This is a genomic window from Caulobacter sp. 602-2, assembly GCF_011043625.1.
In the GTDB taxonomy this organism is placed as follows: domain Bacteria; phylum Pseudomonadota; class Alphaproteobacteria; order Caulobacterales; family Caulobacteraceae; genus Caulobacter.
The window spans coordinates 277,026-301,213 of sequence record NZ_JAAKGT010000005.1; the positions used below are offsets into that span (position 1 = coordinate 277,026).

At 69.5% G+C, this 24,188-nt stretch carries 25 protein-coding genes; 13 read left to right on the forward strand and 12 right to left on the reverse strand.

The annotated features are described in order from the left end of the window. Positions 1-53 precede the first annotated feature (53 nt). The 4 genes from ftsE to G5B46_RS13375 are packed head-to-tail and all read left to right on the forward strand — an operon-like array spanning position 54 to position 3,005. Positions 54-788, forward strand: a complete 735-nt coding sequence (ftsE, locus tag G5B46_RS13360; protein ID WP_165259287.1) for a cell division ATP-binding protein FtsE — start codon at positions 54-56, stop codon at positions 786-788. Further along, positions 785-1,678 carry an ABC transporter permease gene (locus G5B46_RS13365; RefSeq protein WP_165259288.1) on the forward strand — a complete coding sequence of 298 codons (894 nt, stop codon included), beginning with the start codon at positions 785-787 and terminating at the stop codon, positions 1,676-1,678. Before ftsE ends, G5B46_RS13365 begins: the two co-directional genes overlap by 4 nt. Continuing rightward, a complete protein-coding gene (locus G5B46_RS13370) occupies positions 1,675-2,301 on the forward strand; it encodes a YdcF family protein (protein WP_165259289.1) in 627 nt (208 codons plus the stop codon). The genes G5B46_RS13365 and G5B46_RS13370 overlap by 4 nt, the downstream gene beginning before the upstream one ends. Beyond that, complete coding sequence (locus tag G5B46_RS13375) at positions 2,298-3,005, forward strand: lysophospholipid acyltransferase family protein (RefSeq protein ID WP_165259290.1); 708 nt, start codon at positions 2,298-2,300, stop codon at positions 3,003-3,005. Before G5B46_RS13370 ends, G5B46_RS13375 begins: the two co-directional genes overlap by 4 nt. A gap of 134 nt (positions 3,006-3,139) precedes the next feature. On the opposite strand, the gene G5B46_RS13380 is transcribed toward G5B46_RS13375, so the two are convergent. Beyond that, positions 3,140-3,688 carry a gamma-glutamylcyclotransferase gene (locus tag G5B46_RS13380; RefSeq protein ID WP_165259292.1) on the reverse strand — a complete coding sequence of 183 codons (549 nt, stop codon included), beginning with the start codon at positions 3,686-3,688 and terminating at the stop codon, positions 3,140-3,142. Positions 3,689-3,726: 38 nt separating this feature from the next. Between G5B46_RS13380 and G5B46_RS13385 the strand changes: the two genes are divergently transcribed. After that, positions 3,727-4,746, forward strand: coding sequence for a DUF2125 domain-containing protein (locus tag G5B46_RS13385; protein WP_165259293.1), 1,020 nt, complete (start codon positions 3,727-3,729; stop codon positions 4,744-4,746). On the opposite strand, the gene G5B46_RS24200 is transcribed toward G5B46_RS13385, so the two are convergent. Beyond that, positions 4,743-4,946, reverse strand: a complete 204-nt coding sequence (locus G5B46_RS24200; protein ID WP_205691657.1) for a hypothetical protein — start codon at positions 4,944-4,946, stop codon at positions 4,743-4,745. The genes G5B46_RS13385 and G5B46_RS24200 overlap by 4 nt on opposite strands. A 173-nt stretch (positions 4,947-5,119) precedes the next feature. On the opposite strand from G5B46_RS24200, the gene G5B46_RS13390 reads away from it, so the two are divergent. The 6 genes from G5B46_RS13390 to G5B46_RS13415 all read left to right on the forward strand — a co-directional run bounded on the left by G5B46_RS13390 (position 5,120) and on the right by G5B46_RS13415 (position 11,730). Further along, positions 5,120-5,911 carry a chorismate mutase gene (locus G5B46_RS13390; RefSeq protein WP_165259295.1) on the forward strand — a complete coding sequence of 264 codons (792 nt, stop codon included), beginning with the start codon at positions 5,120-5,122 and terminating at the stop codon, positions 5,909-5,911. Positions 5,912-5,952: 41 nt separating this feature from the next. Then, the gene (gene hisC / locus G5B46_RS13395) at positions 5,953-7,068 is read left to right on the forward strand and encodes a histidinol-phosphate transaminase (protein WP_165259297.1); all 1,116 of its coding nucleotides are present in this window, start codon (positions 5,953-5,955) and stop codon (positions 7,066-7,068) included. After that, positions 7,065-8,006 (forward strand): prephenate/arogenate dehydrogenase family protein, encoded by a 942-nt coding sequence (locus G5B46_RS13400; protein ID WP_165259299.1) that lies wholly within the window; start codon positions 7,065-7,067, stop codon positions 8,004-8,006. Before hisC ends, G5B46_RS13400 begins: the two co-directional genes overlap by 4 nt. Positions 8,007-8,256: 250 nt before the next feature. Then, positions 8,257-9,882: an NAD(P)/FAD-dependent oxidoreductase gene (locus G5B46_RS13405; RefSeq protein ID WP_165259301.1), complete on the forward strand. Its 1,626-nt coding sequence runs from the start codon at positions 8,257-8,259 to the stop codon at positions 9,880-9,882. Between the two features lie 5 nt (positions 9,883-9,887). Continuing rightward, positions 9,888-11,027, forward strand: coding sequence for an aromatic ring-hydroxylating dioxygenase subunit alpha (locus G5B46_RS13410; RefSeq protein WP_165259303.1), 1,140 nt, complete (start codon positions 9,888-9,890; stop codon positions 11,025-11,027). 115 nt (positions 11,028-11,142) lie between these two features. Beyond that, positions 11,143-11,730, forward strand: a complete 588-nt coding sequence (locus G5B46_RS13415; protein ID WP_165259406.1) for a TetR family transcriptional regulator C-terminal domain-containing protein — start codon at positions 11,143-11,145, stop codon at positions 11,728-11,730. 65 nt (positions 11,731-11,795) lie between these two features. On the opposite strand, the gene G5B46_RS13420 is transcribed toward G5B46_RS13415, so the two are convergent. The 6 genes from G5B46_RS13420 to G5B46_RS13445 form a co-directional block, all read right to left on the reverse strand. Beyond that, a complete protein-coding gene (locus G5B46_RS13420) occupies positions 11,796-12,041 on the reverse strand; it encodes a hypothetical protein (protein WP_101718012.1) in 246 nt (81 codons plus the stop codon). A gap of 129 nt (positions 12,042-12,170) precedes the next feature. Continuing rightward, positions 12,171-13,478 (reverse strand): amidohydrolase family protein, encoded by a 1,308-nt coding sequence (locus G5B46_RS13425; RefSeq protein WP_165259305.1) that lies wholly within the window; start codon positions 13,476-13,478, stop codon positions 12,171-12,173. 10 nt (positions 13,479-13,488) lie between these two features. After that, entirely contained in the window at positions 13,489-14,796 is a 1,308-nt protein-coding gene (locus G5B46_RS13430; RefSeq protein WP_165259306.1) for an amino acid permease, read from the reverse strand. Positions 14,797-14,876: 80 nt separating this feature from the next. Next, on the reverse strand, positions 14,877-17,219 hold the full coding sequence (locus G5B46_RS13435) for a TonB-dependent receptor (RefSeq protein WP_165259308.1): 2,343 nt from the start codon (positions 17,217-17,219) through the stop codon (positions 14,877-14,879). Between the two features lie 151 nt (positions 17,220-17,370). Beyond that, positions 17,371-19,383, reverse strand: coding sequence for a tetratricopeptide repeat-containing sulfotransferase family protein (locus G5B46_RS13440; RefSeq protein ID WP_165259310.1), 2,013 nt, complete (start codon positions 19,381-19,383; stop codon positions 17,371-17,373). 340 nt (positions 19,384-19,723) lie between these two features. Then, a complete protein-coding gene (locus G5B46_RS13445) occupies positions 19,724-20,053 on the reverse strand; it encodes a hypothetical protein (protein ID WP_165259312.1) in 330 nt (109 codons plus the stop codon). A 78-nt stretch (positions 20,054-20,131) separates the two neighbouring features. Between G5B46_RS13445 and G5B46_RS13450 the strand changes: the two genes are divergently transcribed. Beyond that, positions 20,132-20,428 (forward strand): autorepressor SdpR family transcription factor, encoded by a 297-nt coding sequence (locus G5B46_RS13450; protein ID WP_165259314.1) that lies wholly within the window; start codon positions 20,132-20,134, stop codon positions 20,426-20,428. Beyond that, positions 20,425-20,799 carry an ammonium transporter gene (locus G5B46_RS13455; protein ID WP_205691658.1) on the forward strand — a complete coding sequence of 125 codons (375 nt, stop codon included), beginning with the start codon at positions 20,425-20,427 and terminating at the stop codon, positions 20,797-20,799. Before G5B46_RS13450 ends, G5B46_RS13455 begins: the two co-directional genes overlap by 4 nt. On the opposite strand, the gene G5B46_RS13460 is transcribed toward G5B46_RS13455, so the two are convergent. Genes G5B46_RS13460 through G5B46_RS13475 form a run of 4 tightly spaced genes read right to left on the reverse strand, consistent with a single transcriptional unit; the run spans position 20,794 to position 24,164 of the window. Next, the gene (locus G5B46_RS13460) at positions 20,794-22,077 is read right to left on the reverse strand and encodes an FAD-binding oxidoreductase (protein ID WP_165259315.1); all 1,284 of its coding nucleotides are present in this window, start codon (positions 22,075-22,077) and stop codon (positions 20,794-20,796) included. The two genes, G5B46_RS13455 and G5B46_RS13460, sit on opposite strands and share 6 nt — an antisense overlap. A 6-nt stretch (positions 22,078-22,083) precedes the next feature. Beyond that, entirely contained in the window at positions 22,084-23,484 is a 1,401-nt protein-coding gene (locus G5B46_RS13465; RefSeq protein WP_165259317.1) for a glutamine synthetase family protein, read from the reverse strand. Positions 23,485-23,516: 32 nt separating this feature from the next. Then, positions 23,517-23,927: a PIN domain-containing protein gene (locus G5B46_RS13470; RefSeq protein WP_165259319.1), complete on the reverse strand. Its 411-nt coding sequence runs from the start codon at positions 23,925-23,927 to the stop codon at positions 23,517-23,519. Further along, positions 23,928-24,164, reverse strand: coding sequence for a hypothetical protein (locus G5B46_RS13475; protein ID WP_165259320.1), 237 nt, complete (start codon positions 24,162-24,164; stop codon positions 23,928-23,930). Positions 24,165-24,188 lie beyond the last annotated feature (24 nt).

Consider the following 24,188-nt stretch of genomic DNA (forward strand, 5'->3'; position numbering starts at 1 on the left):
GCGAATCGGTCATCCCCGCTTTACAGCATTGGAGGTCGCCGATTTTAACCCTGATGTCCAGAAACCCCATCGACACACCCTTGCGGACCGGCGCAGATCAAGACCTCGACGCCGTCCCCGTGGTCCGTTTCGAAGGCGTCTCCATGCGCTACGGGCGGGGTCCCGAAACCCTGCGCGACATCGGGTTTTCCCTTGCCCCGGGCTCGTTTCACTTCCTCACCGGGGCCTCGGGCGCCGGCAAGAGCTCGCTGCTCAAGCTGATCTACCTGGCCCATCGTGCGTCACGGGGTCGCGTCGAGCTGTTCGGTCGCGACGTGAACCTGGTTCCGGGCGCCGACCTGCCGTTCCTGCGCCGCCGCATCGGCGTGGTGTTCCAGGATTTCCGCCTGCTCGAGCACCTTTCGGTGTTCGACAACGCCGGCCTGCCGCTGCGCATCGCCGGCCGCAAGCCCAACACCTATCGCGACGACGTCGCCGAGCTGCTGCACTGGGTGGGCCTGGGCGAGCGCATGCACGCCCTGCCGGCCACCCTGTCGGGCGGCGAGAAGCAGCGCCTGGCCATCGCCCGCGCCGTCGTCGACCGTCCCGACATCCTGCTGGCCGACGAGCCGACCGGAAACGTCGACCCGGCCATGTCGCTGCGCCTGCTGCGCCTGTTCGTCGAGCTCAACCGCCTGGGCACCACGGTGCTGATCGCCACCCATGACGAGGAACTGGTCGCCCGCGCCGGCCGCCCCGTCCTGCACCTCGAGCACGGCCGCCTGGTCGACACGGGCGAGGCGCCATGAGCGGGCCGTTCGACCTCAATCGCTGGAAGCCGGGTCCGCTGCTGCCGCCGCGCGACGCGCGCGACGGGGCGCTGGTCTTCGTCGTCGCCGTTCTGTGCTTCCTGGCCTGCCTGACCGCCCTGGCGGCCCTGGCCGCCAACCGCGCCGCCGAGGGTTGGAGCGCCCAGCTGACCGGCTCAGCCACCGTGGTCGTCCGCGCCAAGGCCGTCGAGACCCCCGACAGCGCCGCCGCCCGCGCGGCCGAGACCCTGGCCGGGGTCAAGGGCGTGGTCCAGGCCCAGGCGCTGACCAAGGACAAGGCCGAGGCCCTGCTTGAGCCGTGGATCGGCCGCGACGCCCTGGTCGCCGACCTGCCGACCCCGCGCCTGGTCACCCTCGACCTCGATCCGAAGGCTCCGGCCACGGCCGCGGCGCTCACCAAGGCCCTGCACGAGGCCGCGGTCGACGCCATCGTCGACGACCACAGCCGCTGGATCGCCGACATCGAACGCGGCGCGGGGCTGGCCCGCTGGGCGGCGCTGGGCGTGTTCGCCCTGATCGCCGCGGCGACCGCGGCCGTCATCACCTTCGCCACCCGCGCTGGCCTGGCCGCGCGCCACGAGGTGATCGAGGTGCTGCACCATTCCGGCGCCGAAGCGCCCTTCATCGCCCGCCTGTTCCAGAACCGGTTCGCGGCCATGGCCGCCAGCGCGGGCTTGCTCGGCGGCGCGGCGGCGGTCATCGTCGGCGTCGCGGCGCGGCTGGCGGGGGGCGGCTCGGGCCTGACCCCGGTGCTGCCTCTGGCCTGGGTCGACCTTCTGGCGCCCCTGCCCTGCCCGCTGATCGCCGCGCTGGTCGCGGGGCTGGCCGCGCGCGCCGCGGCCCTCCGCCTGCTGAAGGACATGCCGTGAAGAGCATCGCCGCCTTCCTGATCGTGGTGATGATCTGGGTGCTGGGCCTGCTGGCCTTCACCTCGCGGGTGGAGCGCTCGACCCCGGCCGCCGATCCGCCCGTCGCCGACGGCGTGGTGGTGCTGACCGGCGCCTCGAACCTGCGCCTGGAAGCGGCGACCAAGCTCCTGGAAGCCGGCAAGGGCAAGCGCCTGCTGATCTCCGGCGTCAACCGCGAGGCCACCCGCGCCGACGTGCTGGACGTCACCAAGGCGGTCAAGCCGATCTACGACTGCTGCGTCGACTTGGGCTTCGCCGCCGCCGACACCGTCGGCAACGCCCGCGAAACCGCCGAATGGGCCAAGGCCCGCGGCTACAAGAGCCTGATCGTCGTCACCGCCGACTACCACATGCCGCGCTCGATGCTGGAACTGCGCGCCACCATGCCGGACGTGAAGCTCTCGCCCTATCCGGTGGCCACCGAGAGCCTGAACGCTCGCCGCTGGTGGAAAGGCTCGCACACCGCCCGGCGGATGATCGTGGAATACTGCAAGTACCTGGCGATCCTGGGACGCGAGGCGTTCCTGAACCTGGGTCCGAAAGACAAGCCCGCCGAGACGTCGGCAACGGGGAAAGACTCTTGATCTATCTGCGCTCGTTCCTGTTCCAGCTGTTCTTCTGGCTGTGGTCGGCGACCATGGCCATCCTGATGCTGGTGACCCTGGCCCTGCCGCGCCCGGTCAATCGCGCCGCCATGCGCCTGTGGTCGCAGGGCGTGATCCTGGGCCTGCGCTTGCTGGCGGGCGTGCGGGTCGAGGTGCGCGGCCAGGTTCCCACCGGCCCGGCCCTGGTGGCCGCCAAGCACCAGTCGATGTTCGACGTCTTCAGCCAGTTCGCCATCCTGCCGGACGCCTGCTTCGTGATGAAGAAGGAGCTCCTGATGGTGCCGCTGTTCGGCTGGCACGGTCTGAAGGCCAAGATGATCGTCGTCGACCGCGACGGCCATTCGACCGCCCTCAAGAAGCTGGTGCGCGACAGCGTCGACCGCATGAAGGAAACCCGCCAGGTGGTGATCTTCCCCGAAGGCACCCGCGGCAAGGTCGGCGAACCGGGCGACTACAAGCCCGGCATCGCCGCGCTCTATCGCGAACTGGAGCTGCCGGTCACCCCGCTGGCCCTGAACTGCGGCCAGCACTGGGTGCACAAGAGCCTGCTGATCCAGCCAGGCGTCATCGTCTTCGAATACCTGCCGCCCATCCCCGCCGGCCTCAAGCGCGGCGAGTTCATGCGCGAACTGCAGACGCGCATCGACACCGCGACCAAGGCCCTGGAGGACGAGGGGATCTGATCCGCCTGCGGCGGATCCCCCTCAGTCGCTCCGCGACAGCTCCCCCAGAGGGGGAGCATCTAGAGCGCCAAGATCCTCCCCCTCCGGGGTGAGGTGGCCCGGAGGGCCGGAGGGGGGCTGCGCGTCAGCGCAGCTCAGCCCTCCAGCCCCTCCACCATCTTCAGCAAGGCCTCCATGGCGTGGTCGCGCACGCCATCCTCGCGCAGGTGACCGACCAGATCGCGCAGATAGTCGATGTTCGGCCCCGACAGCCCCCTGGCGCCGGCGATCAGCTGCGCCTGCTGCTCGAGGGTCAGCGCCCCGGCCCACTGGCCGTGCTTGCGATCCGACAGGAACACCAGGGCCGGGACCTCGCCGTTCCCGTCGATGCGCAGCTTCGACCAGGCCTCGAAATAGGTCTCGGTCGGCTGCTCGCGTTCGCGCAAGTAAGCGTAGACCTCTGGCCAGGCGCTTTCCGCCACCCGATAGGCCACGCCGCGCACCGCGCCGCCGGGAGCCAGGCCCAGCACCAGCCCCGGCCGGTCGTAGGTGCCGCGGTGATGCACCGAATAGATGCAGAACGCCCGCCTGCGCCCATGGAGAACCGCGGTTCTTCGGTCTATGAACGGGAACCCGGGCCGCCACATCAGCGATCCGTAACCGAACACCCAACGATCGCCGCCCTGCGGCTGCTCGCTCGCCACGCCCAAAACCCTCACCGACCGGAACAGCCCCTTCGCCCATGACCCATAGCGACCCGACGCCGTCCCGCAAGCCCCGCCGTCGCGGCCTCGTCTTGCCTTTCGTGCTCGCGGCCCTGGTCTGCATCGCCTGGAGCGTCGGCTGGTTCTATCTGCGCAACGAGATGATCAAGCGCATGGACGCGACCTCGGCCCACCTGAAGGCCGAAGGCTACGACCTGTCGTGGACCAGGCGCGAGGTCACCGGCTTTCCGTTCCGCCTCGACGTCACGCTGGAGAACGCCCGAGTCGCCGAGCCCTCCGGCTGGGCCGTGCGCGCGCCGCAGCTGAAGGGCGAGGCGATGATCTACGGCATCGGCCACTGGATCATCGTCGCCCCCGCCGGCGTCGTCCTGACCCGTCCCGAGAAGGGCGACGTGACGATCACCGGTCAGGCCCTGCGCGCCAGCCTGGCCGGCTTCGACCAGTATCCGCCGCGCATCTCGGTCGAGGGCGCCAAGCTCGCCTTCACCACCGCCGCGGACGTCGAGCCGTTCCCGATCAGCTCCACCGAGGCCTTGCAGTTGCACCTGCGCTCGGGTCCCGATGACCAGGGCGCGATCCTGTTCAAGGCCGACGGCGCCAAGGTCGCGTTCACGGGCCTCTTGGGCCGCATCGCCCAGGACCGCACCGCCTCGCTCTACTGGGACTCGCGCCTGGCCAAAGTCTCGGCGCTGCGCGGCGACAACTGGACCGACGCCGTCCGTGACTGGACCGCCGCCGGCGGCGCGATCACCGTCGAGAGCGGCAAGCTGACGGCCGGCGACGCTTTGATCGAGGCCAAGTCGGGCGCCCTGACCGTCGACCCGAACGGCCGCCTGCAGGGCGCGCTCGACGTCACCGTGCGCGAGAAGCCGACCCCGGCCGAGGCGATCACCGACGCCCGCTCGGCGGCCGCCGCCCTGGCCACGGCCGTCGGCAAGGACCCGACGCTCAGCGCCACCCTGGAGTTCCAGAACGGCCGCACGCGCCTTGGCCCGTTCGACACGGGCCCGTCGCCGATGGTCTATGTGCCGCGCTAGGAAGACCAGCGCCTCACGTCGCAGGACCCGTCGGACCGCATCTTCAGCAGGTGTTCGTGCAGGCTCGTCCCGCCGGCGATCTCGGCGCACCGTCGCGGATCCTTCTCGTGGACCACCTTTGAGCCCGCAGGAGACGCGTGCTGGCAGCCCGCCAGGATCGAGGCCGCGAGGCTCAGGGTGATGAGACGTCCGTTCTGCATGGCTCCAGACATGCAAGCGATGCGGCCAAGCCGCAAGGCGCCGACAGCCCTTCGGCCGCCCAACGGGGCAGCTCTCCGCCCCGCCGAACGACGCAATTTCCTTCCCCGGCGACGCGGCTATTGCACCCTTCGCGGCAAGGACTATGTTCCGCCCCTCATTTTCGGGGATAGACATGGGTCGCGACGCGGACGAGACGCCGCCCTCGCTGGACGAGGTCCGATGGCGCATCGACGCCATCGATAGCCAACTGCTCGCGCTGATCGACGAGCGGGCCGGTCTTTCGCGCGCCGTGGCCGCCGCCAAGCAGGCCGCCGGCGACACCGGCTTTGGCCTGCGTCCCGGCCGCGAGGCCCTGATTGTCCGCAAGCTGCTGTCTGCGCAGCGCGAGCACGCCCCCGACGGCCTCGTCATCCGCATCTGGCGCGAACTGATGGCCGACAGCCTGTCGCGCCAGGGTCCGTTCCACCTGACCGTCTGGGGCGACGGCCGCACGGTCGAGCTGGCCCGTTCGCGCTTCGGCGCCGCCCCGCCGATGCAGGTCGTGGCCGCCGACAAGGACGCCCTGGCCGCCGCCAAGACGCCGTGGGGCGTTTCAGTCCTGGGCCTTTTGCCGGGAAACGCCTGGTGGGGCCGGCTGCTGGCCGAGCCGACGCTGAACATCTTCGCCGCCCTGCCCTGCCTGACCCGCTGGGGCCCGCAGGCCGCCTTCGCGGTGGCCCAGGTCGAGGTGGAGCCCACCGGCGGCGACCAGACCTTCTGGGTGACCGACAGCGCCAGGAGCGCGAGCGCCATCGTCGAGGCCCTGGGCGCCGACGGCGTGGCGGCCGAGCCCCTGGCCGAGGCCGGCGGCCTGAAGCTGTTCTCGCTGTCGGGCTTCTACCAGCGCGACGACGAGCGCCTGGTCCGCGCTCCGGGCCAGCTGTCCGGCGTCATCGGTGCTGCCCCCGTTCCGTTCGACGTGTAAGTAGGGCCGCGCCTTCCAGAGGCGCCCCGCCGAGACCCGTGATGACCGCTTCCGACCGCTCCGCCTCGCCCCGTCCGCTGCCCAAGCCGGGGATCCTCGACATCGCCGCCTATGTGGGCGGCAAGTCGAAGGTCGAGGGGATCGCCCATCCGGTGAAGCTGTCGAGCAACGAGAACGTCCTGGGCTGCAGCGAGCAGGCGAAAGCCGCCTATCGTGACGCCGCCGACCGCCTGCACGTCTATCCGGACGGCAAGGCCAGCGGCTTGCGCGCCGCCGTATCGCAGCGCTACGGCCTGGAGCCCGAGCGCCTGACCTTCGGCGACGGCAGCGATGAGATCTTCGCCCTGCTGTGCCAGGCCTATCTCGAACCCGGCGACAACATCGTCCAGGGCGAGCACGGTTTCGCCGCCTATGCCATCGGCGCCCGCGCCTGCCAGGCCGAGGTCCGCTTCGCCGCAGAGCCGAACCGTCGCATCGACGTGGCCGAGGTCGCCAAACAGGTCGATGCGCGCACCCGCATCGTCTTTGTCGCCAATCCGGCCAACCCGACCGGAACCTGGCTGACCGGCGAGGAGATCCGCGACCTGCACGCGACCCTGCCGCCCTCGGTGATCCTGGTGCTGGACGGCGCCTATGCCGAGTTCTGCACCGATCCCCGCTTCGAGGACGGCCTGGCCCTGGCGCGCCACGCCCAGAACGTCGTCGTCACCCGCACCTTCTCCAAGATCCACGGCCTGGCGTCCTTGCGGGTCGGCTGGGGCTATGCGGACGCGGACATCATCGAGCCGATCGAGCGCATCCGCCCGCCGTTCAATACCTCGATCCCCGCGCAAGAGGCCGCCGTCGCCGCCCTGGCCGACCGCGCCTTCGAGGCCGCCTCGGTGGCCCTGGTCGAGCAGTGGCGGCCGTGGCTGGCCCAGCAACTGGGCGGACTTGGCCTGGCCGTCACCCCGTCGGCCGCCAATTTCGTGCTGGTCGACTTCCCGGCCACGCCCGGCAGGACGGCGCTGGAAGCCGAGGCCTTCCTGGCGAGCAAGGGCTACCTCGTCCGCGCGGTGGCCAACTACGGCCTGCCCAATTCCCTGCGCATCACCATCGGCCGCGAAGAGCACAATCGCGCCGTCGTCGACCTGCTGGCGGAGTTTATGAACCGATGAGCCCCACCGGCCTGCTCTATCCCAAGATGACCGTCGTCGGCGCCGGCCTGATCGGCGGCTCGGTGATCCTGGCCGCCCGCGCCCACGGCGTGGTCGGCGAGGTGACCATCGCCGACGCCAGCGAGGCTCACCGCGCCCGGGCGCTCGAGATCGGCCTGGCCGACCATGTCACCGGCGACCTGGCCGAAGCGGTCAAGGACGCCGACCTCGTCGTCATCGCCACGCCGGTGCTGTCGATCGGCGACGTCGCCGCCGCCGTCGCCCCGCACCTGAAGCCCGGCGCCACCCTCACCGACGTCGGCTCGACCAAGGCCACCATCGCCGAGGCCTTCCGCTCGCCCGCCCTGGCCAAGGTGTTCCCGATCCCGGGCCACCCGATCGCCGGCACCGAGCAGTCTGGCCCCGACGCCGGCTTCGCCGAGCTGTTCGAAGGCCGCTGGACCATCCTGACCCCGCTGGCCGACCGCGAGGACGAAGCCTACGCCGCCGCCGTCGCCAAGCTGTCGGCCTTCTGGCGCTCGTTCGGCGCCCAGGTCGAGCTGATGGAGGAAAAGCACCACGACCTCGTCCTGGCCGTCGTCTCCCACCTGCCCCACCTGATCGCCTACACCATCGTGGGCAGCGCGGCCGACCTGGAGAACGTCACCGAGAACGAGGTCATCAAGTACTCGGCCTCGGGCTTCCGCGACTTCACCCGCATCGCCGCCAGCGACCCGACCATGTGGCGCGACATCTTCGTGGCCAACAAGGACGCGGTGCTGGAGATGCTGGGCCGCTTCACCGAAGACCTGCAGGCCATGAGCCGCGCCATCCGCTGGGGCGACGCCGACACCCTGCACGCCCACTTCACCCGCACGCGGGCGATCCGGCGAGGCATCGTCGCGGCCGGCCAGGAAAGCGCCGAGCCGAACTTCGGGCGCGATCGCGGGAAGCACTGACGCCTGATCTCTCTCTTTGAGAGAGGGAGGGGCCCACGCCGCAAGGCGTGGGAGGGTGAGAGGTTTCACTGCTTGCCGGCGGAACCTCCGAACCCGCGCCTCAATCCGACAATCTGACCCCCCTCACCCTTCCACTGCTTCGCAGCGGGCCCCTCCCTCTCCCCATGGGAGAGGTTTCACAGGGCCGCCCCTGGACTATTTTACACTCGTATAGCAACCTCTCCCCAGACGCCTCCTGGGGAGAGAGACGATGACCGACACTCGTGACGCCGTGATCATCGGCGGAGGCCACAACGGCCTCGTCTGCGCCTTCTACCTGGCCAGGGCCGGGATGAAGGTCACCGTCTGCGAGGCCCGCGGCGTGGTCGGCGGGGCCGCCGTGACCGAGGAGTTCCATCCCGGCTTCCGCAACTCGGTGGCCAGCTACACGGTCAGCCTGCTCAATCCGCGCGTCATCGCCGACATGGACCTGCACGGGTTCGGCCTGACCTTCCTGGAGCGGCCGATCTCCAACTTCCTGCCGATCAGCGACGAGAAGTTCCTCAAGCTCGGCGGCGGGCTGGAGCGCACCCAAGCCGAGTTCCGCAAGTTCAGCCGCCGCGACGCCGAGATCCTGCCGGCCTACTACGCCATGCTCGACGAGATCGGCGATGTGCTGCGCGATCTCGCCCAGGAGACCCCGCCCAACCTGGGCGACGGCCTGCCGGGGATCTTGCGCGCCCTGCGCCAGGGCGGGCGTCTCGCCATGCTGTCGCGCGAACGCAAGCGCGACCTGCTCGACCTGTTCACCAAGAGCGCGCGCGACTTCCTCAATGGCTGGTTCGAGAGCGAGCCGGTCAAGGCCGCCTTCGGCTTCGACGCCGTGGTCGGCAACTACGCCAGCCCCGACACGCCCGGCTCGGCCTATGTGCTGCTGCACCACACCTTCGGCGAGGTGAACGGCAAGAAGGGCGCCTGGGGCCACGCCGTCGGCGGCATGGGCGCGATCACCCAGGCCATGGCCAAGGCCTGCGAGAAGGCCGGGGTCGAGATCCTGCTCAACGCCCCCGTCGAGGGGGTGCACGTCGATGGAGGCAAGGCTGTCGGCGTACAGCTGGTCGACGGCCGCCAGATCATGGCCCCGATCGTCAGCGCCAACGTCAATCCGGCCCTGCTGTACAAGAAGCTGGTGCCGCCTTCGGCCCTGCCGGCCGATTTCAGGAAGGCGATCGACGGCTACAAGAACGGCTCGGGCACCTTCCGCATGAACGTGGCCCTGTCGGAACTGCCCGACTTCACGTCCCTGCCCGGCAAGGCGCCAGCCGAGCACCATCAGAGCGGCATCGTCATCGCCCCCAGCCTCGACTACATGGACGCGGCGTATCGCGACGCCAAGGCCGGCGGCATGAGCCGCGCGCCGATCGTCGAGATGCTGATCCCCTCGACGCTGGACACCAGCCTGGCCCCGCCCGGCCAGCACGTGGCCAGCCTGTTCTGCCAGCAGTTCGCGCCGACCCTGCCCGAGGGCCGTTCCTGGGACGACGAGCGCGAGGCCGCCGCCGACCTGATCATCGACACGGTCGATCGCTGGGCCCCCAACTTCAAGGCCTCGGTGCTGGGTCGCGTGATCCTGTCGCCGCTGGACCTGGAGCGGAAGTTCGGCCTGATCGGCGGCGACATCATGCACGGCCACATGAGCCTGGATCAGCTGTGGGCCGCGCGTCCGCTGCTGGGCCACGCCAGCCATCGCGCGCCGATCAAGGGCCTCTACATGTGCGGCGCGGGCGCGCATCCCGGCGGCGGGGTGTCGGGTAATCCCGGCCGCAACGCCGCCCGCGAAATCCTGCGCGACAAGGACTTCACCACGGCGGTGAAGCTGGCCGTGGTGGGACGGTGAGCGTCATGACCGCCCTCCCCAACCACGACCCCCTTTCGGACTGGGGCCTGCCCGGCTGGATCTACGGCTCCGAACGGTTCTTCCGCGAGGAGCAGGACAAGGTCTTCCGGCCGTCGTGGCAGATCGTCTGCCACCTGAACGACATTCCGAAAGCCGGCGACTTCCACACCTTCGACTTCGTGGGCGAGAGCATTGTGGTGGTGCGCGGCAAGGACGGCGGGGCGCGGGCGTTCGCCAACGTCTGCCGGCACCGGGGCGCGCGGCTGCTGGACGGCCCCACCGGCCGCTGCGGCCGCATCGTGTGCCCCTACCACGCCTGGACCTACGACCTTGAGGGTCGACTGATCGGCGTGCCGATGCGCGACGACTATCCGGCGCTCGACATGGCCAAGGAGGGCCTGGCCAGGCTGGACACCGAGATCTGGCGCGGCTTCGTCTTCGTGCGGCTGGAGGGTGACGGCCCGTCGGTGGCGGACATGATGGCCCCCTACGAGCACGAGGTCGCCCACTACCGGTTCGAGGACCTGCAGCCGTTTGGCCGCGTCACCCTGCGGCCGCGCGACGTCAACTGGAAGAACATCAGCGACAACTATTCCGACGGCCTGCACATCCCGATCGCCCACCCGGGCCTGACCCGCCTGTTCGGCAAGGGCTATGGCGTCGAAGCCGAGACCTGGGTCGACAAGATGTGGGGCCAGCTGATCGACGAACCGTCGAACAACGCGTCCGAGCGGCTGTACCAGGACGTGCTGCCAGACGTCCCCCACCTGCCCGAAGACCGCAAGCGCCTGTGGACCTATTTCAAGCTCTGGCCGAACTTCGCCTTCGACATCTATCCCGACCAGGTGGACTTCATGCAGTTCATCCCGGTCTCGGCCACGACCACCATGATCCGCGAGATCGCCTACGCCCTGCCTGATGAGCGGCGCGAGATGAAGGCGGCGCGCTATCTGAACTGGCGCATCAACCGCCAGGTCAACGCCGAGGACACCGAACTCGTCGCCCGCGTCCAGCAGGGCATGGCCTCGCGCACCTTCACCGCCGGTCCGCTGGCGGCCAGCGAGGTGTCTTTGCGCAGCTTTGGCCGCAAGCTGCGCTCGCTGATCCCCGAAAGCCGCCTGCCGCGGCCGCCGGAGGGGTGGTGAGCGCCCCCTCCGGCCCTCCGGGCCACCTCCCCCAAAGGGGGAGGATCCAGGTTCGCGCCCTTCAGATGCTCCCCCTCTGGGGGAGCTGTCGCGGAGCGACTGAGGGGGTCATCCCCTGACCCGCGCCCCCTTCACCCGCGAAGCGCCCGACGTCCGCCGCCAGGCCCTGGTCGCGGCGGCCGAGGCCGTGCTGGCGCGCGAGGGCGTGGCCGGGACTTCCGTGCGGACCATCTGCGCCGAGGCCGGAGTCTCGGCCGGCCTGCTGCGCCACTATTTCGAGGGCGTCGACGAGCTGATCGCCGCCGCCTACGAGGGGGTGGACCAGCGGATCGACGCGGCGCTGGAGGCGGCGGTGGCCGCCGCCGGCCAGGCCCCTCGCGCCCGTCTTTCGGCCTATCTGGCGGCCAGTTTCGCCCCGCCGGTTCTCGACCCCGATCTGCTGGCGGCCTGGATCGGCTTCTGGGGGCTGGTGAAGACCAAGCCGCGCATCGCCGCCATCCACGCCGCCTCCTACGCCGCCTATCGGGCGCGGCTGGAGACCCTGCTGGCCGACTGCGGCGCGCGCGACCGGCGCCTGGCGGCCATCGCCCTGACGGCCATGGTCGACGGGCTATGGCTGGAACTGTGCCTGGACCCCAGCACCTTCAGCCCGGGCGAGGCCGTGCTGGCGCTGGAGACGGCGGCCCGGGCCTGGCTGCCTTGAGAAAAAGGCCGCCCCGACGGTGTCGGAGCGGCCTGGAAGTCAGCCTAGATTGGAAGAATTCGCGATCAGGCCGCGACGGCGGCGGCGCCGGCCAGGCCCTTGCGGCCCCAGGTCGGGCGGCGGGCTTCCGGCTCGGCCACATGCACTTCGGCGTAACGGCCCTGGCTCGTCATGTGACGGGCCAGAAGCTGGGCCAGGGCGACGGCTTCGTGCTGGCTGGGGCACGAGCTGATCAGGTCGGGCGAGTCGTTCCAGGTCACGTGCCAGACGCCGGCGACGGGACGGACGTAGTAGTGGTTCGAGTCGGCCATGGGGAGGCTCCTGCATCGAGGCTGACGCCAGCTTTCCCCCACGGACCGCTTCGCGACAGCTGTTTCAATGCTGCACAGCAACATTGAGTTGCGGCGCACAATGCACGCACCGAGCCAGCCGCGAAATGGCTAATTCTCCGGCAAGGTTTCGCCCTTGTAGATAACTCCGCCCTTCATGACCTTGGCCACGTTCGCCAGCACGCCGACATCGGCCAGCGGATCGCCGGCCACCGCGATCAGGTCGGCGTAGCAGCCGGCCTGGACGCAGCCGACGTCCTTGTCCTTGCCCATCAAAGCCGCCGCGCTGGTCGTCGCCGACTGGATCGCCTGCATCGGCGTCATGCCGTAACGGACCATGTAGGGCAGCTGGCGCGCGTTCAGGCCGTGCGGATAGACGCCGGCGTCGGTGCCGTAGGCGATGCGCACGCCCGCCTTCACCGCCTTGCGGAAGCCCTCGCGCTGGGCGTCGGTCGTCTCGCGGTTCTTGCGCAGGGTCTCGGCCGGCCAGCCGTTCTTCGTGCCGATCTCGTCGATGTAGTCGCCGTTGTAGATGTCGGCGACCAACCAGGCGCCCCTGGCCTTCATCAGGGCGATCCCCTCGTCGTCGATCAGCGAGCCGTGCTCGATCGAGCGCACGCCGGCCCGGACGGCCACCTTGATCCCTTCGGCCCCATGGGCGTGGGCGGTGGCGTAGGTCCCGCGCTTGGCCGCCTCCTCGACGGCGGCCTCGATCTCTTCCTTGGAAAGCTCCAGCTGGCCGGGCTCGGTGCCGACGGTCAGCACCGCGCCGGTGGCGATCAATTTGAGAAAGTCGGCGCCGTGCACCAGGATGTCGCGGGTCTTGCGGTGGGTGTCGGCCACGTCCTGCACCACGCCCCGGCGCATCTCGGCGGGAATGCCGACGTCGGCGGCGATGCCGGTTACCTCCCCACCCCCGCCCGGCGTCGTCACATAGGCCCCGGCGACCGACATCCGCGGCCCGGGGACCAGGCCCTTGTCGATGGCGTCCCTCAGCGCCACGTCGCCGAACGCCCGCCAGGTCCCGACATCGCGCACGCTGGTGAAGCCGGCCATCAGGGTCGAGCGGGCATGGGCCGCGCCGATGTAGGCCTGCTCGGCGGCCGTGGTCAGCAGCGGCTCTGCGATGTTCTCGGTCTGCTCCTGGTCGACGATGTGTGTGTGCATGTCGATCAGGCCGGGCAGCACCGTCAGGCCCGACCAGTCGCGCACGGGCCCGTCGGCCGGCGCGCCGGTCCAGGCGCTCACGGCCGTGATCCGCTCGCCCTCGATCCGGATCACGCGGTCGGTCAGCACCTTGCCGGCCACCGGATCGACCAGCCTGCCGGCCCGCACGTAGGAGACCTGGGCCAGGGCGGAACCGGCCGCCAGCAGCGCCAGGGCGGCGACGCCCGCCGTCAGGGTCGAGCGCAGGATCATGGGTCGGTCCTCAGGCGCGCGCCGTACGGCGCATCAGGAGATGGACGGGAAGGCCGGCGGCCAGCAGCACGAGACCCCACATCACGGCCTCCCTGCCCGCGCCGAACAGGGTGAAGACGGCGTAGAGGCCGGCCAGGATCGCCACCACGGTGAGCAGGCGCGAGCCGGGAACCAGGCCCTTGGCCTGCAGCTTCAGCGCCGCCAGGGCGCAGGCCAGGTAGGTGAACAGCGAGGCCGTGGTCGCCAGGAGGGCAATGAAGGTGAAGAGGTCGGCCATCGACTTGGCGTAGTTGATCGCGACCAGTGCGGTCAGGAACACGCCCGAGACCAGATGCGCCCGCACCGGCGTTCCCCTGCCCGACGACTTGGCGAGAAACTTCGGAAACACCCCGCCCCTGGCCATGGCGTAGGGCATCTCGCCCTGCAGCAGCACCCAGCCGTTCAGCGCCCCGAAGGCGCTGATCGCGGCGAAGGCGGCCACGGCCATGGCCGCGCCCGAGCCCCAGAACCGGCCGATGAACTCGGCCATCGGCGCGTTGGAGGCCTTCAGGGCGTCAGGGGGCGAAAGCAGCACCACCGCCGAGCAGACCAGCAGGTAGACCACGCCGGTGAAGGCCGCGCCAAACAGGGTGGCGCGCGGGATGGTGCGGGCCGGATCCTTGACCTTGTCGGCCGGTACGGTGGCCGACTCCAGGCCGAGCAACGCCCACAGCGTCAGGGCCGAGGCGGCGACGAGGCCGGGGCCGCCCAGTTGCGCGGTGTCCAATGGCGCGGTGATCGCGGCCGCGCCATCGCGGCCCAGCAGCCAGGCCGACAGGCCCAGCACCGCCGCCAGCGGCAGCAGCTTGAGCACCGTGGTCACCACCTGCACCTCGCCGGCCAGCCGCGCGCCCAGGCAGTTGACGCCGATCAGGCCCCAGATCAGGGCCAGGGTGACCAGGGCGTGCAGGCCCGGGGTCTTGGCTATGGCCGGGACGAGAACCGACAGATAGCTGACCGCGCCGGTGGCGATGGCCGCGTTGCCGACCCAGAGCGAGATCCAGTAGGCCCAGGCGACGACGAATCCCGCCGTGCGGCCGAAGGCCTCCTGGGTGTAGGCGTAGGGACCGCCCTCGCGCGGCAGGGCCGCCGACAGTCGGGCGAAGACGAAGGCCAGGCAAAGGCCGCCGGCGATCGTGATGATCCAGCCCAGCACGCCGTTCCAGCCGTACGGCGCCAGCGACGCGGGCAGCATGAACACGCCCGAGCCGATCATGTTGCCCACCACCAGGGCGCTGCACATCCAGAATCCGAGGGCCTTGGGCGACGAAGTACTCATACGGCCATGCTTTCACCCCCGTCCCGGACGCGCAACCGCCCCCGTCGCGAGACGGGGGCGGCGCGGGCTTTCGTCAGCGATCAGAACTTCTGGCCGAACTTCAGGCCGAAGGTCCGGGGCTGGTTGGGAATGACATAGACCTTGTCGGCGCAGACCGCCTCGGCGCACTGCACGAACCGACTGGCGCTGGCCCGCTCGTCCGTCAGGTTGGTCAGATAGGCCGAGACCGACCAGCTGGCGCGCGAGAAGCCCGCCGACAGGTCGAAGGTCGCATAGCCCTCCTGCTTGCCGAGGATTCCCGCCTCGACCGTGCGCAGGTCCGAATAGGACGAGGTCTGCCCCACGACCGAGCCCTGGACGAAGGCGTCGTAGTCGCTCCAGGTGAACTCGTAGCGCGCCGTCAGGTTGGCCTTGAACTTCGGCGTGATCGGCAGGCGGGTGCCCTTGGGCGCCTGCGGCCCGTCGGGGAACTCGACCGAGCCCGGCGGACAGTCGGTGATCGGCACGCCGGCGCTGTCGGTGGCGCCGCAGTAGTTGGCCGTCAGCTTGGCGTCGGTGTAGGCGGCCGCGGCGTTGATCGTGAAGCCCTCGGACACCGCCAGGGTCAGGTCGGTCTCCGCGCCCTTGATCTCGGCCTCGTTGGCGTTCTTGATCTCGGTCAGGCCGTTGGCCCCCAGGATCGAAAACTGGAACTTGTTCCACTTCTCCAGATAGACCGCGCCGTTCCAGCGAAGGCGGTTCTGGGCCCAGCTGGTCTTCCAGCCGAACTCGTAGTTCTTCAGATAGTCCGACAGATAGGGCGGCAGCGTGCCGCGACGGTTGATGCCGCCCGGCCGGTAGCCTTCCGAGTAGGTCACGTAGACCAGCTTGTCGGGGTCGATCTTGTAGGTGAGGTTGACCTTGGGCGTGTTGCCCGTCTCCTTCACCCGCTTGTCGAGGTTGGTGCAGGGCGAACCGGCGATCACCGGCCCCTTGAAGCAGGCCCGCTCGCCCGTCGAGCCGTAGCCCGCGCCGTAGCCGTAGAAGCCGACCAGCGAATTGTCGGCCTCGAAGAAGCGGATGCCGGCCGTGGCCGTCAGGTTGGGCAGGATGTCGAACGACACCTCGCCGAACGCGGCCGTGTCGCGGTCGACGCGCTTCTGCTCGGTCAGCCAGATGGTGCCCGGGTGGCCCGGAACCGACAGCGACTCGCCCAGGGCCGAGATCTGGTAGTCCTGGTGGATGCCGTGCGCCTGGCGCTGGTAGAACAGGCCCGCGACGAAGCGCAGGCGCGCGTCCTGCGGCGAGCTGACCCGCAGTTCGTGGCTGATCCGGTTGTAGCGGTCCTTGCCCTGGATGAACTGCGACGGGTCCACCGGATTGCCGGCGTCGTCGGTCCAGTAAGCGCCGTAGCCGTACAGCGTGTCGTAGAAGTACGAGTAGTCGGTGTAGTCCTGCTCGGTGTCGGTCGTGCGCTGCAGGTACGAACCGGAATAGACGATGTCGAGATTGCTGATCTTGCCCTCGACCGTCATGGCCGCCTGCCACCAGCGGTCGTCGGCGCTTTCCGGATAGTAGTGGCTGACCTGCAGGTCGCCGATGTCGGGATCATAGCCGAAGAAGCCGCCGCTCTTCTGCACCTGGCCCATGACCTGGGGCGTGATCGTCCAGTTCTCGCCCAGCTCGACCTTCACGGCCGCCCGGGCGCCGTGGGTCTCGACCTCGTTGTAGTTCTGCTCGGCCACGCCGGCGTTGTTGATGGTCACGCCCGAGGTCGGATAGGTGCGCGTCCCCGGCACGTTGTCGATGTAGCCGGCGTCGCGCTTGCTCCACCCCACCATGCGCACGGCGATGGTGTCGGACAGCGGCTGGTTGACGAACCCCTCGGCCACATAGCCCGTGCCGCCGTGGTCGACCTTGTTGACCTCCAGGCTGTAGCCGGCCTTGAAGCCGGCCGTGCTGGGCTTGTTGGTGATGATGCGGATGGTGCCGGCCTGCGAGCTGGCGCCGTACAGCGTGCCCTGCGGCCCGGCCAGGGCCTCGACCCGTTCGATGTCGTAGATGTGGACGTCGAGCGCGCCCTGGATCGTGGTGATCGGCTGCTCGTCCAGATAGATGCCCACGCTGGGCAGCGAACCGGAGTGGTTGCCGTCGCCGCCGCTGGCGACGCCGCGCATGTAGACCTGGTTGAAGCCCGGCCCCGAGCCCTGGAACGACACGCTGGGCAGGAACTTCACATAGTCGGCGAAGTCGGCGACCTCCAGCTGCTCCAGCTTGGCCTGGCCCAGCGCTTGGATGCTGACCGGCACGTCCTGCAGATTTTCCGAACGCTTCTGGGCGGTGACGACCACCTCTTCCAGCGCCACCCCGCTTTCCTGCGCCAGCGCCGCCCCACAAAGCGCGCTGCTTGACATCAGGGCCGTGACCAGAAGGCCCGACCGCATTGTTTTTGAACGCCTAATCGACACGTGTTCGCTCCTTGGCCCCAGAGAGAACGACGTTCTTTCAATGTCGTGAGTCCGACAATCCGGCAAAGCTCGGCGGCTGCGCAATTCACCGGACTGTTGCAAAAACGGCAGCGCCGTCTTCCGGTGGTCAAATAACAGGCGCGGCGGGATAGGCCGTCAGGACAGGGCCCAGAGCCGCCTTCAGCGGACCAAGCCACGGTTCATAGTTGCGCCACTGATCCACGCCGTCGCGGAAAATCGGCTGGCGCACCTGTTCGGAGCTCGCCGTGCGCACGGCGCGGTCGTTCTGGTGGAAATCCAGGCATGTCGCCTCGAACGGCAGCCCGCAATGATCCAGCAACCGGCGAATCTGGCCTTCCGGATCCTCGACCATCTCCTCGTAGATCACCCGGTGCACGCGCCCCGGCAGCACGGCGTCGACGTGCGCCATCAGGTCCACGTAGTCGGCGTAGTAGCGCCCGATGTCCTCCAGGCCGTAGCTGAAGGTCTGGCCCCGCGCGAAGTGCTGCTTGAACCCCGAGAAGCAGCAGCCCAGCGGGTGGCGGCGCGCGTCGATGATCTTCGCATTGGGCAGCATCAGGTGGATCAGCCCGGCATGGGCGAAGTTGTTGGGCATCTTGTCGACGAAGAACGGCCGGTCGGTCTTGCGCTGCACCCGGGTGCGCTCGACGTACTCCTCGCCCAGCGCCCGCAGGGCCTCGGCGTCCAGCCCGGCCAGCGCCTCGGGGTACAACCCCTCGCCCCGGCGCCCGCCCAGCCGCTTGGCGATGGCGATGATGTCGGGCAGCTCCATCGTGCCCTCGACCTGCGAGTGGCTGGCCAGGATCTGCTCGATCAGGGTCGAGCCCGAGCGCGGCAGGCCGACGACGAAGATCGGGTCGGGCGCGGCCGCACCCCAGCCCTTGCGCTCGGCGAAGAAGGCGGGCGTCAGCAGCGCCTTGCTGCGCTTCGCGTGGGCGGTGGTCTCGTCGGCGTCGTAGCGGATCTGGACACGACGCAGCTCGGCCCCCTTGGCGTAGTGACCGAACGACGCCTCGTAGCGGCCGGCGTCCTCCAGCGCCTTGCCCAGGGCGTAGTGCAGGTGGAAGCGATCCTCGTCGGCCAGGTCGTCGCGGGCCAGCTGGCCCTCCATGACGGCCAGGTCCTCTTCCGAAAAGCGCAGGGTCTTGAGGTTGGCCAGGCTCCACCAGGCCTCGCCCAGCATCGGCGCCTGTTCGACGGCCTTGCGATAGGCCGCCTCGCACTCGGCGCGGCGGCCCAGGGTCTTCAGCGCGTGGCCATAGCTCATCCAGCCCTTCGGCTGGTGAGGATGACGCTCCAGCACCTGGCGATAGATGGCCACGGCCGCCTCGTACTCGCCGATCCGCACCAGGGCGGCGGCGCGCAGGTTGGCGTAGGCCGGATGGCGCGGGTCGGCCGCCTGCAGCAGATCGAGCTGCGCCAGCGCCTCCAGGGTCTTGTTCTGGCGATAGAGCAAGGTGGCCAGGTTGTGCCGCGCGGCGGTGAACCCGGGGGCGAAGGCCAGGGTCTCCGTCAGGATCCGTTCGGCGTCCTCGTAGCGGCCCAGGCGCGCGGCCACCTCGGCCAGCATGCGCAAGGCGGCCGGCTCGTCGGGGCGCGTCGCCAGGTAAGCCCGCAGGCCATGCTCGGCCTGCGGCAGCTTGCCCTCGACCAGGGCCGAGGCCGCCGCGATCAACGCCGGATCGCGCACCGAGGCCCTCACCTGCCGGTCGCCCGCGGCCTGGGCGCCGACCAGGTCGCCCAGCACGGTCAGGGCCACCGACAGCGCCCGCCAGGCCTCGCCCAGGTTCGGGTTGAGCGTCGTGGCTCGCCGCAGCGCCGCCGCGGCCTCCTGCGTGCGGCCAAGATCCAGCAGGACGAGGCCATGCTCCAGCTGCACCTCCACTGCCTGGGGCAGGCCGCGCGACAGTGGATCGATCACCGGCAAGGCCGCGGCCGGGTCGCCCGCCAGCCGCAGGGCCGCGGCCAGGATCAGGGTCGCGCCGGGATGACGCGGCGCGGCTTCCAGAATAGCCAGGGCCTGCTCGCGCGCCAGTTCGGGATCGTGCGACAGCAGCCGCGCCGCATGGCCCAGCGCGGTGGCCAGACTGCCCGTCGGCTCAGAAACCTGCCCTTGCATCTCACCCCGCCACGCTTGGTACCGACGGTATCGGAGAACGCCGGTGGGCGGGTGTCAATCAGGCGGCGCGCGGATCAGCGTCGGGATGCACTATATGCCCTCCAACCCCTCTCTCATGGAGAGAGGGAGGGGCCCACGCCGCAGGCGTGGGAGGGTGAGAGGGTACACCCTCTCCGAATAGAGCGCGGTCGCCAGAACTTGAGTCGAACCGAAGGATCATGCCTGGGAAGCCGCGATGCTCCAGGTCGAGAGCTTTCCGGCCAAGGCTGTAACCTCTCACCCTCCCACCGCTTCGCGGCGGGCCCCTCCCTCTCTCTAAGAGAGAGGGACTTTCAAGTCATCAGCCCCCAGCTTCGTCCACCGCGATGATCACCGGCTTGCCGCGCGACCAGGGCTCCCAGCCGGCTTCGAGCGCCGAGGCGATGGCGGTCGCCACCAGCTTCTTGGGCACCTGTTCGGTCTTCAGCTGCGGCGCGCCGTAGCGGGGCTGCTCGCCCGGCGGAAACTCGATGACGACCTCGCGCTTGCCCTCGACGTGATGGACGGCGATGGCCATGCCGTGCCGCTCGGTCGGGTCCTTCGACCAGTGGGGCGTGCGTTGCAGCCGCCAGACATAGGTCTCGCCGTCGACCTCGATCTCGAATTCAGGGTTCAGCTTGGTTCGCGCCATGACGGGGTGTTAGCGCGACGCGAAGGCGGAGGCCAGTCGCCGCTTGACTCATTTCGATGATTAGCTAATCGTCTTATCATGAGCCAGGTGTTCAAGGCCCTCTCCGATCCCACCCGCCGACGGGTGCTGCAGCTCCTGCGCAAGGGGCCGCTCAGCGCCGGCGAGCTCAGCGACCAGTTCGACGTCTCCAAGCCGACCATGTCGGCCCATTTCGCGGTGCTGCGGGAGGCCGACCTGGTGCACGCCGAGAAGTCGGGCAAGTCGGTCATCTACCACCTGAAGCTCTCGGTGCTCGAAGAGGCGCTGCTGGGCTTCGTCCATTCGTTCGGCGTCGGCGAGCAAGCATCGGCGCCCCGACAGGAGGTTGCGGAATGAAGAAGGAAGTGATCGCCGACCTCGCCTGGGGCGTGGGCATCGTCGTCCTGGCCCTGGCCGCCAGCCTGGCGCGCAAGCTGGGCTATATCGACACCGACACGGTCAACCGGCTGGTCATGGGCGCCATCGGTCTGATGGTCGCCTGGTTCGGCAACCGCATGCCCAAGCGCTTCGTCCCCAACGTCCTGGCGCGGCGGGTGCATCGGGTCGGCGGCTGGTCGATGGCGCTGAGCGGCCTGGTCTATGCCGGGCTGTGGGCCTTCGCGCCCTTCGACGTGGCGGTCATGGGCGGCTCCGGCGCGATCCTGGCCGGGCTGGCCGTGACGATCGCCTATTGCCTGTCGCTGCGGGCTCGGTCCAAGGCCCTATAGCCGGTCGCGCAGCGCGTACCAGGAAAGCCCCGCCACGGTCAGCGGCCAGCGCAGCAGCCGCCCGCCCGGAAACGGCGGCGTCGGCAGCCGCGACAGCAGCTCGACCCCGGCCGGCTCGCCCAGGGCCGCATCGGCCAGCAGCTTGCCGAACCACGGCGCCAGCATCACCCCCTGCCCCGAATAGCCGGCCGCGACCCGCACCCCCGGCGCCAGCTCGCGCACGTAAGGCGAGCGGTGAACGGTGATCCCCAGGGTTCCGCCCCAGGCGTGGGTCACCTTCACGTCGGCGAGGTTCGGATAGATCTTCAGCATGTGCCGGCGCACGAAGCCGGGCAGATCCGGCGGGAAGCCCGGCCGGTAGTTCTCGCCGCCGCCGAACAGCAGCCGGCCATCCGGGCTCTTGCGGAAGTAGTTCACGACGAAGCGGCTGTCGGCGACGGCGGCGTTCGAGCGGATGACCGTCTCGGCGCGCTCGCCCAAGGGTTCGGTGGCCAGCACGAAGTTGTTGATCGGCATCACCCGGGCGCGGGCCTCGCCGCCGGCCAGTTCGTCCAGATAGCCGTCGCCGGTCAGGATCAGTTGGTCGCACAGCACCCGGCCCGCCGCGGTCTCGACCACGATCCGGCCGCCCTCGCGCCTCCAGCTTCGGGCCCGGCTGCGCTCGTGGATGACCGCGCCCTTCGAAAGCGCCGCCCGCGCCAGGCCCAGGGCCAGGTTCAGCGGATGCAGATGCCCGCCGCCGTTGTCGCGCACCCCGCCGTGATAGACCCCCGTGCCCAGGTCCTCGGCCAGGGCGTCCTCGTCGATCGGCTCCAGCTCGTGATAGCCGTAGCGGGCGGCCATGAACTCGATGTGGTCGAGATCCTCGCCCTCGCCTCCGCTCTTGTGGCGAGCGTGGATCATGCCGGGGACGAAGTCGCAGGCTATGGCGTGCTCGGCGATCGTCGCGGTCAGGTGCGAGCGGGCGTCCAGCGCCATCCGCCACAGCGCCGTCGCGTCGTCGCGGCCGAGCGTCTTCTCCAACCAGGCCTGGTCGTTGCGCTGGCCCATGTGCACCTGGCCGCCGTTGCGCCCCGAGGCGCCGGACCCGACCTGCGCCGCCTCCAGCACGACGACGGACACGCCCCGCGAGGCCAGCTCCAGCGCAGCGCCAAGGCCGGTGTAGCCCGCGCCCACGACGCAGACGTCGGCCGTGGTCTCGCCGTCCAGCGCCGGCAGCGGCGGCAGGGCGTGCGCCGTCTCGGCGTACCAGGAGGCAGCGGGGTGGCCGGTGTTCATCCGCCCCTACACGTTCAGCAGCAGGAACTCCCGCTCCCACGGGCTGATGGTGCGCATGAAGGTCTCGTACTCGGCCTGCTTCACCCGGGCGTAGGCGTTGCAGAAGGTGGCCCCGAGGATGTCGGTCAACGCCTTGGCCTCCTCGAACAGGGTCACTGACTCCAAGAGGCTGCGCGGCAGCTCGATCCCCCGCGCGCTGGCGTCGATCTCCACCGGCGCGGTCGGGGCCAGGTTCTGGGTCATGCCCAGGTATCCGCAGGCCAGCACCGCGGCGATGGCCAGGTACGGATTGGCGTCGGACGAGGGGATGCGGTTTTCCACCCGGCGGTTGGCCGGGTCCGACGGCGGCACCCGCAGGCCACAGGTGCGGTTGTCGTAGCCCCACTGGGTGTTGACCGGCGCGCCGCTGTCGCGGGCGATCCGGCGGTAGCTGTTCACGTAGGGCGCCAGGATGGCCATGATCGCCGGCAGGTAGCGCTGCTGGCCAGCGATGAAGGCGTAGAAGGCCGGTGTCGCCTCGCCCGTCTTCGGATCAGAGAACAGGTTGTCGCCGTCCTCGGTCAGGATCGACTGGTGCACGTGCATGGCGCTGCCCGGCTCGGTGGCCATCGGCTTGGCCATGAAGGTGGCGTAGATGTCGTGCTCCAGCGCCGCCTCGCGGATGGTGCGCTTCATCATGAACACCTGGTCGGCCAGCTCCAGCGGCGTGCCGTGGCGCAGGTTGATCTCCATCTGCGCAACCCCGCTCTCGTGGATCAGGGTGTCGATCTCCAGGCCCTGGCGCTCGGAATACTCGTACATGTCCTCGAACAGGGCGTCGAACTCGTTGACGGCGCTGATCGAATAGCCCTGGCGGCCGGTCTCTGGGCGGCCCGAGCGGCCGACGGGGGGCTTGAGCGGATAGTCCGGGTCGACGTTCTTCTCGACGAGGTAGAACTCGATCTCCGGCGCCACGATCGGGCTCCAGCCCTTCTCGCGATAGAGCGACAGCACCCGGCGCAGCACCTGGCGGGGGCTTTCCTCCACCGGCCGGCCGTCGGGGTGGAAGGCGTCGTGGATCACCTGGGCCGTCGGGTCCTGCGCCCACGGCACGGCGGCCAGGGTGGCGAAGTCGGGGGTGAGGAAGATGTCGGTGTCGGACTGCACCGCGTTCACCGCCCCCTCGAACTCGGGGAAATCGCCGGTGATGGTCTGGTAGAACACCGCCAGCGGCAGGTTCATCGACGGGGTGCCCAGGAACTTGCGCACCGGCATGATCTTGCCGCGCGCGACGCCGGCCAGGTCGGGCACGACGCACTCGATCTCCTCGATGTTCTGGCTGCGGAACCAGGCCTGGGCCTCGTCCAGTGTCTTGACCCCCCGGGTGACCTTCGGACCGTCGTGGTTCTTCTTGTGCTTGGGCTTCATAGGGGCGCTCCTCGCGCTTGCTGAAGTTTGGGCTAGTGGAATGGGTTGATGATGCGGACACCCTCGACGACTTGGCCTTGCGAGAGATCCTCGGTGAAAAGTTCGGTGCAGCCGGCGGCGCGGGCCGCCGCGATCACGGCGCTGTCCCAGTAGGAAAAGCCATAGCGCGCCTTGATCTCCAGGGCCGAGAGCAACACGGCTAGGGTGTTGTCCTGCACCTTGAAGCGGGTCCAGGTCCGGACGAACTCAGCCGCGTCTTCAGGCTCCAGCCGTCCAGGACGCGACGGACGCGTGGCCTGAACGTAGAACTCCTGCAGCACCTGCACCGACAGCACCCCGTCGGTCCGATCCAACAGGATCCTGGCGGCCTCGCGCTTGGCGGCCTCGTCCGGCGCCTCGCTGATCGAATAGATCAGCACGTTGGTGTCGAAGAAGACCGCCACCTACTCCCCGCGCCGATAGAGTTCGTCGCGCGGCACGTTGTCGGCCGCGCGGAAGCCCCGGATCTTCGCCCGCAGTTCCGCCTCGCGCCGCTTCAGCCGCTCGAACTCGCTCTCGTCCTGGGCCACCTCGACCAGGAACTTCCGCACCAGAGCCGAGACAGACGTCTCCTGCTCGGCGGCCTTGATACGGGCCCGCCGATAGGTCTCGTCATCGATAGAGACTGTGATGTTTTTCATGATTTCACAGTATCACAGTTTCAC

What these genes read in the sequence shown, in the direction of transcription:
- ftsE (WP_165259287.1), top strand. Translation starts at nt 54, where the DNA reads ATGTCCAGAAACCCCATCGACACACCCTTGCGGACCGGCGCAGATCAA.
- G5B46_RS13365 (WP_165259288.1), top strand. Translation starts at nt 785, where the DNA reads ATGAGCGGGCCGTTCGACCTCAATCGCTGGAAGCCGGGTCCGCTGCTG.
- G5B46_RS13385 (WP_165259293.1), top strand. Translation starts at nt 3,727, where the DNA reads ATGACCCATAGCGACCCGACGCCGTCCCGCAAGCCCCGCCGTCGCGGC.
- G5B46_RS24200 (WP_205691657.1), bottom strand. Translation starts at nt 4,946, where the DNA reads ATGCAGAACGGACGTCTCATCACCCTGAGCCTCGCGGCCTCGATCCTG.
- G5B46_RS13390 (WP_165259295.1), top strand. Translation starts at nt 5,120, where the DNA reads ATGGGTCGCGACGCGGACGAGACGCCGCCCTCGCTGGACGAGGTCCGA.
- hisC (WP_165259297.1), top strand. Translation starts at nt 5,953, where the DNA reads ATGACCGCTTCCGACCGCTCCGCCTCGCCCCGTCCGCTGCCCAAGCCG.
- G5B46_RS13400 (WP_165259299.1), top strand. Translation starts at nt 7,065, where the DNA reads ATGAGCCCCACCGGCCTGCTCTATCCCAAGATGACCGTCGTCGGCGCC.
- G5B46_RS13405 (WP_165259301.1), top strand. Translation starts at nt 8,257, where the DNA reads ATGACCGACACTCGTGACGCCGTGATCATCGGCGGAGGCCACAACGGC.
- G5B46_RS13410 (WP_165259303.1), top strand. Translation starts at nt 9,888, where the DNA reads ATGACCGCCCTCCCCAACCACGACCCCCTTTCGGACTGGGGCCTGCCC.
- G5B46_RS13420 (WP_101718012.1), bottom strand. Translation starts at nt 12,041, where the DNA reads ATGGCCGACTCGAACCACTACTACGTCCGTCCCGTCGCCGGCGTCTGG.
- G5B46_RS13425 (WP_165259305.1), bottom strand. Translation starts at nt 13,478, where the DNA reads ATGATCCTGCGCTCGACCCTGACGGCGGGCGTCGCCGCCCTGGCGCTG.
- G5B46_RS13430 (WP_165259306.1), bottom strand. Translation starts at nt 14,796, where the DNA reads ATGAGTACTTCGTCGCCCAAGGCCCTCGGATTCTGGATGTGCAGCGCC.
- G5B46_RS13435 (WP_165259308.1), bottom strand. Translation starts at nt 17,219, where the DNA reads ATGCGGTCGGGCCTTCTGGTCACGGCCCTGATGTCAAGCAGCGCGCTT.
- G5B46_RS13440 (WP_165259310.1), bottom strand. Translation starts at nt 19,383, where the DNA reads ATGCAAGGGCAGGTTTCTGAGCCGACGGGCAGTCTGGCCACCGCGCTG.
- G5B46_RS13445 (WP_165259312.1), bottom strand. Translation starts at nt 20,053, where the DNA reads ATGGCGCGAACCAAGCTGAACCCTGAATTCGAGATCGAGGTCGACGGC.
- G5B46_RS13450 (WP_165259314.1), top strand. Translation starts at nt 20,132, where the DNA reads ATGAGCCAGGTGTTCAAGGCCCTCTCCGATCCCACCCGCCGACGGGTG.
- G5B46_RS13455 (WP_205691658.1), top strand. Translation starts at nt 20,425, where the DNA reads ATGAAGAAGGAAGTGATCGCCGACCTCGCCTGGGGCGTGGGCATCGTC.
- G5B46_RS13460 (WP_165259315.1), bottom strand. Translation starts at nt 22,077, where the DNA reads ATGAACACCGGCCACCCCGCTGCCTCCTGGTACGCCGAGACGGCGCAC.
- G5B46_RS13465 (WP_165259317.1), bottom strand. Translation starts at nt 23,484, where the DNA reads ATGAAGCCCAAGCACAAGAAGAACCACGACGGTCCGAAGGTCACCCGG.
- G5B46_RS13475 (WP_165259320.1), bottom strand. Translation starts at nt 24,164, where the DNA reads ATGAAAAACATCACAGTCTCTATCGATGACGAGACCTATCGGCGGGCC.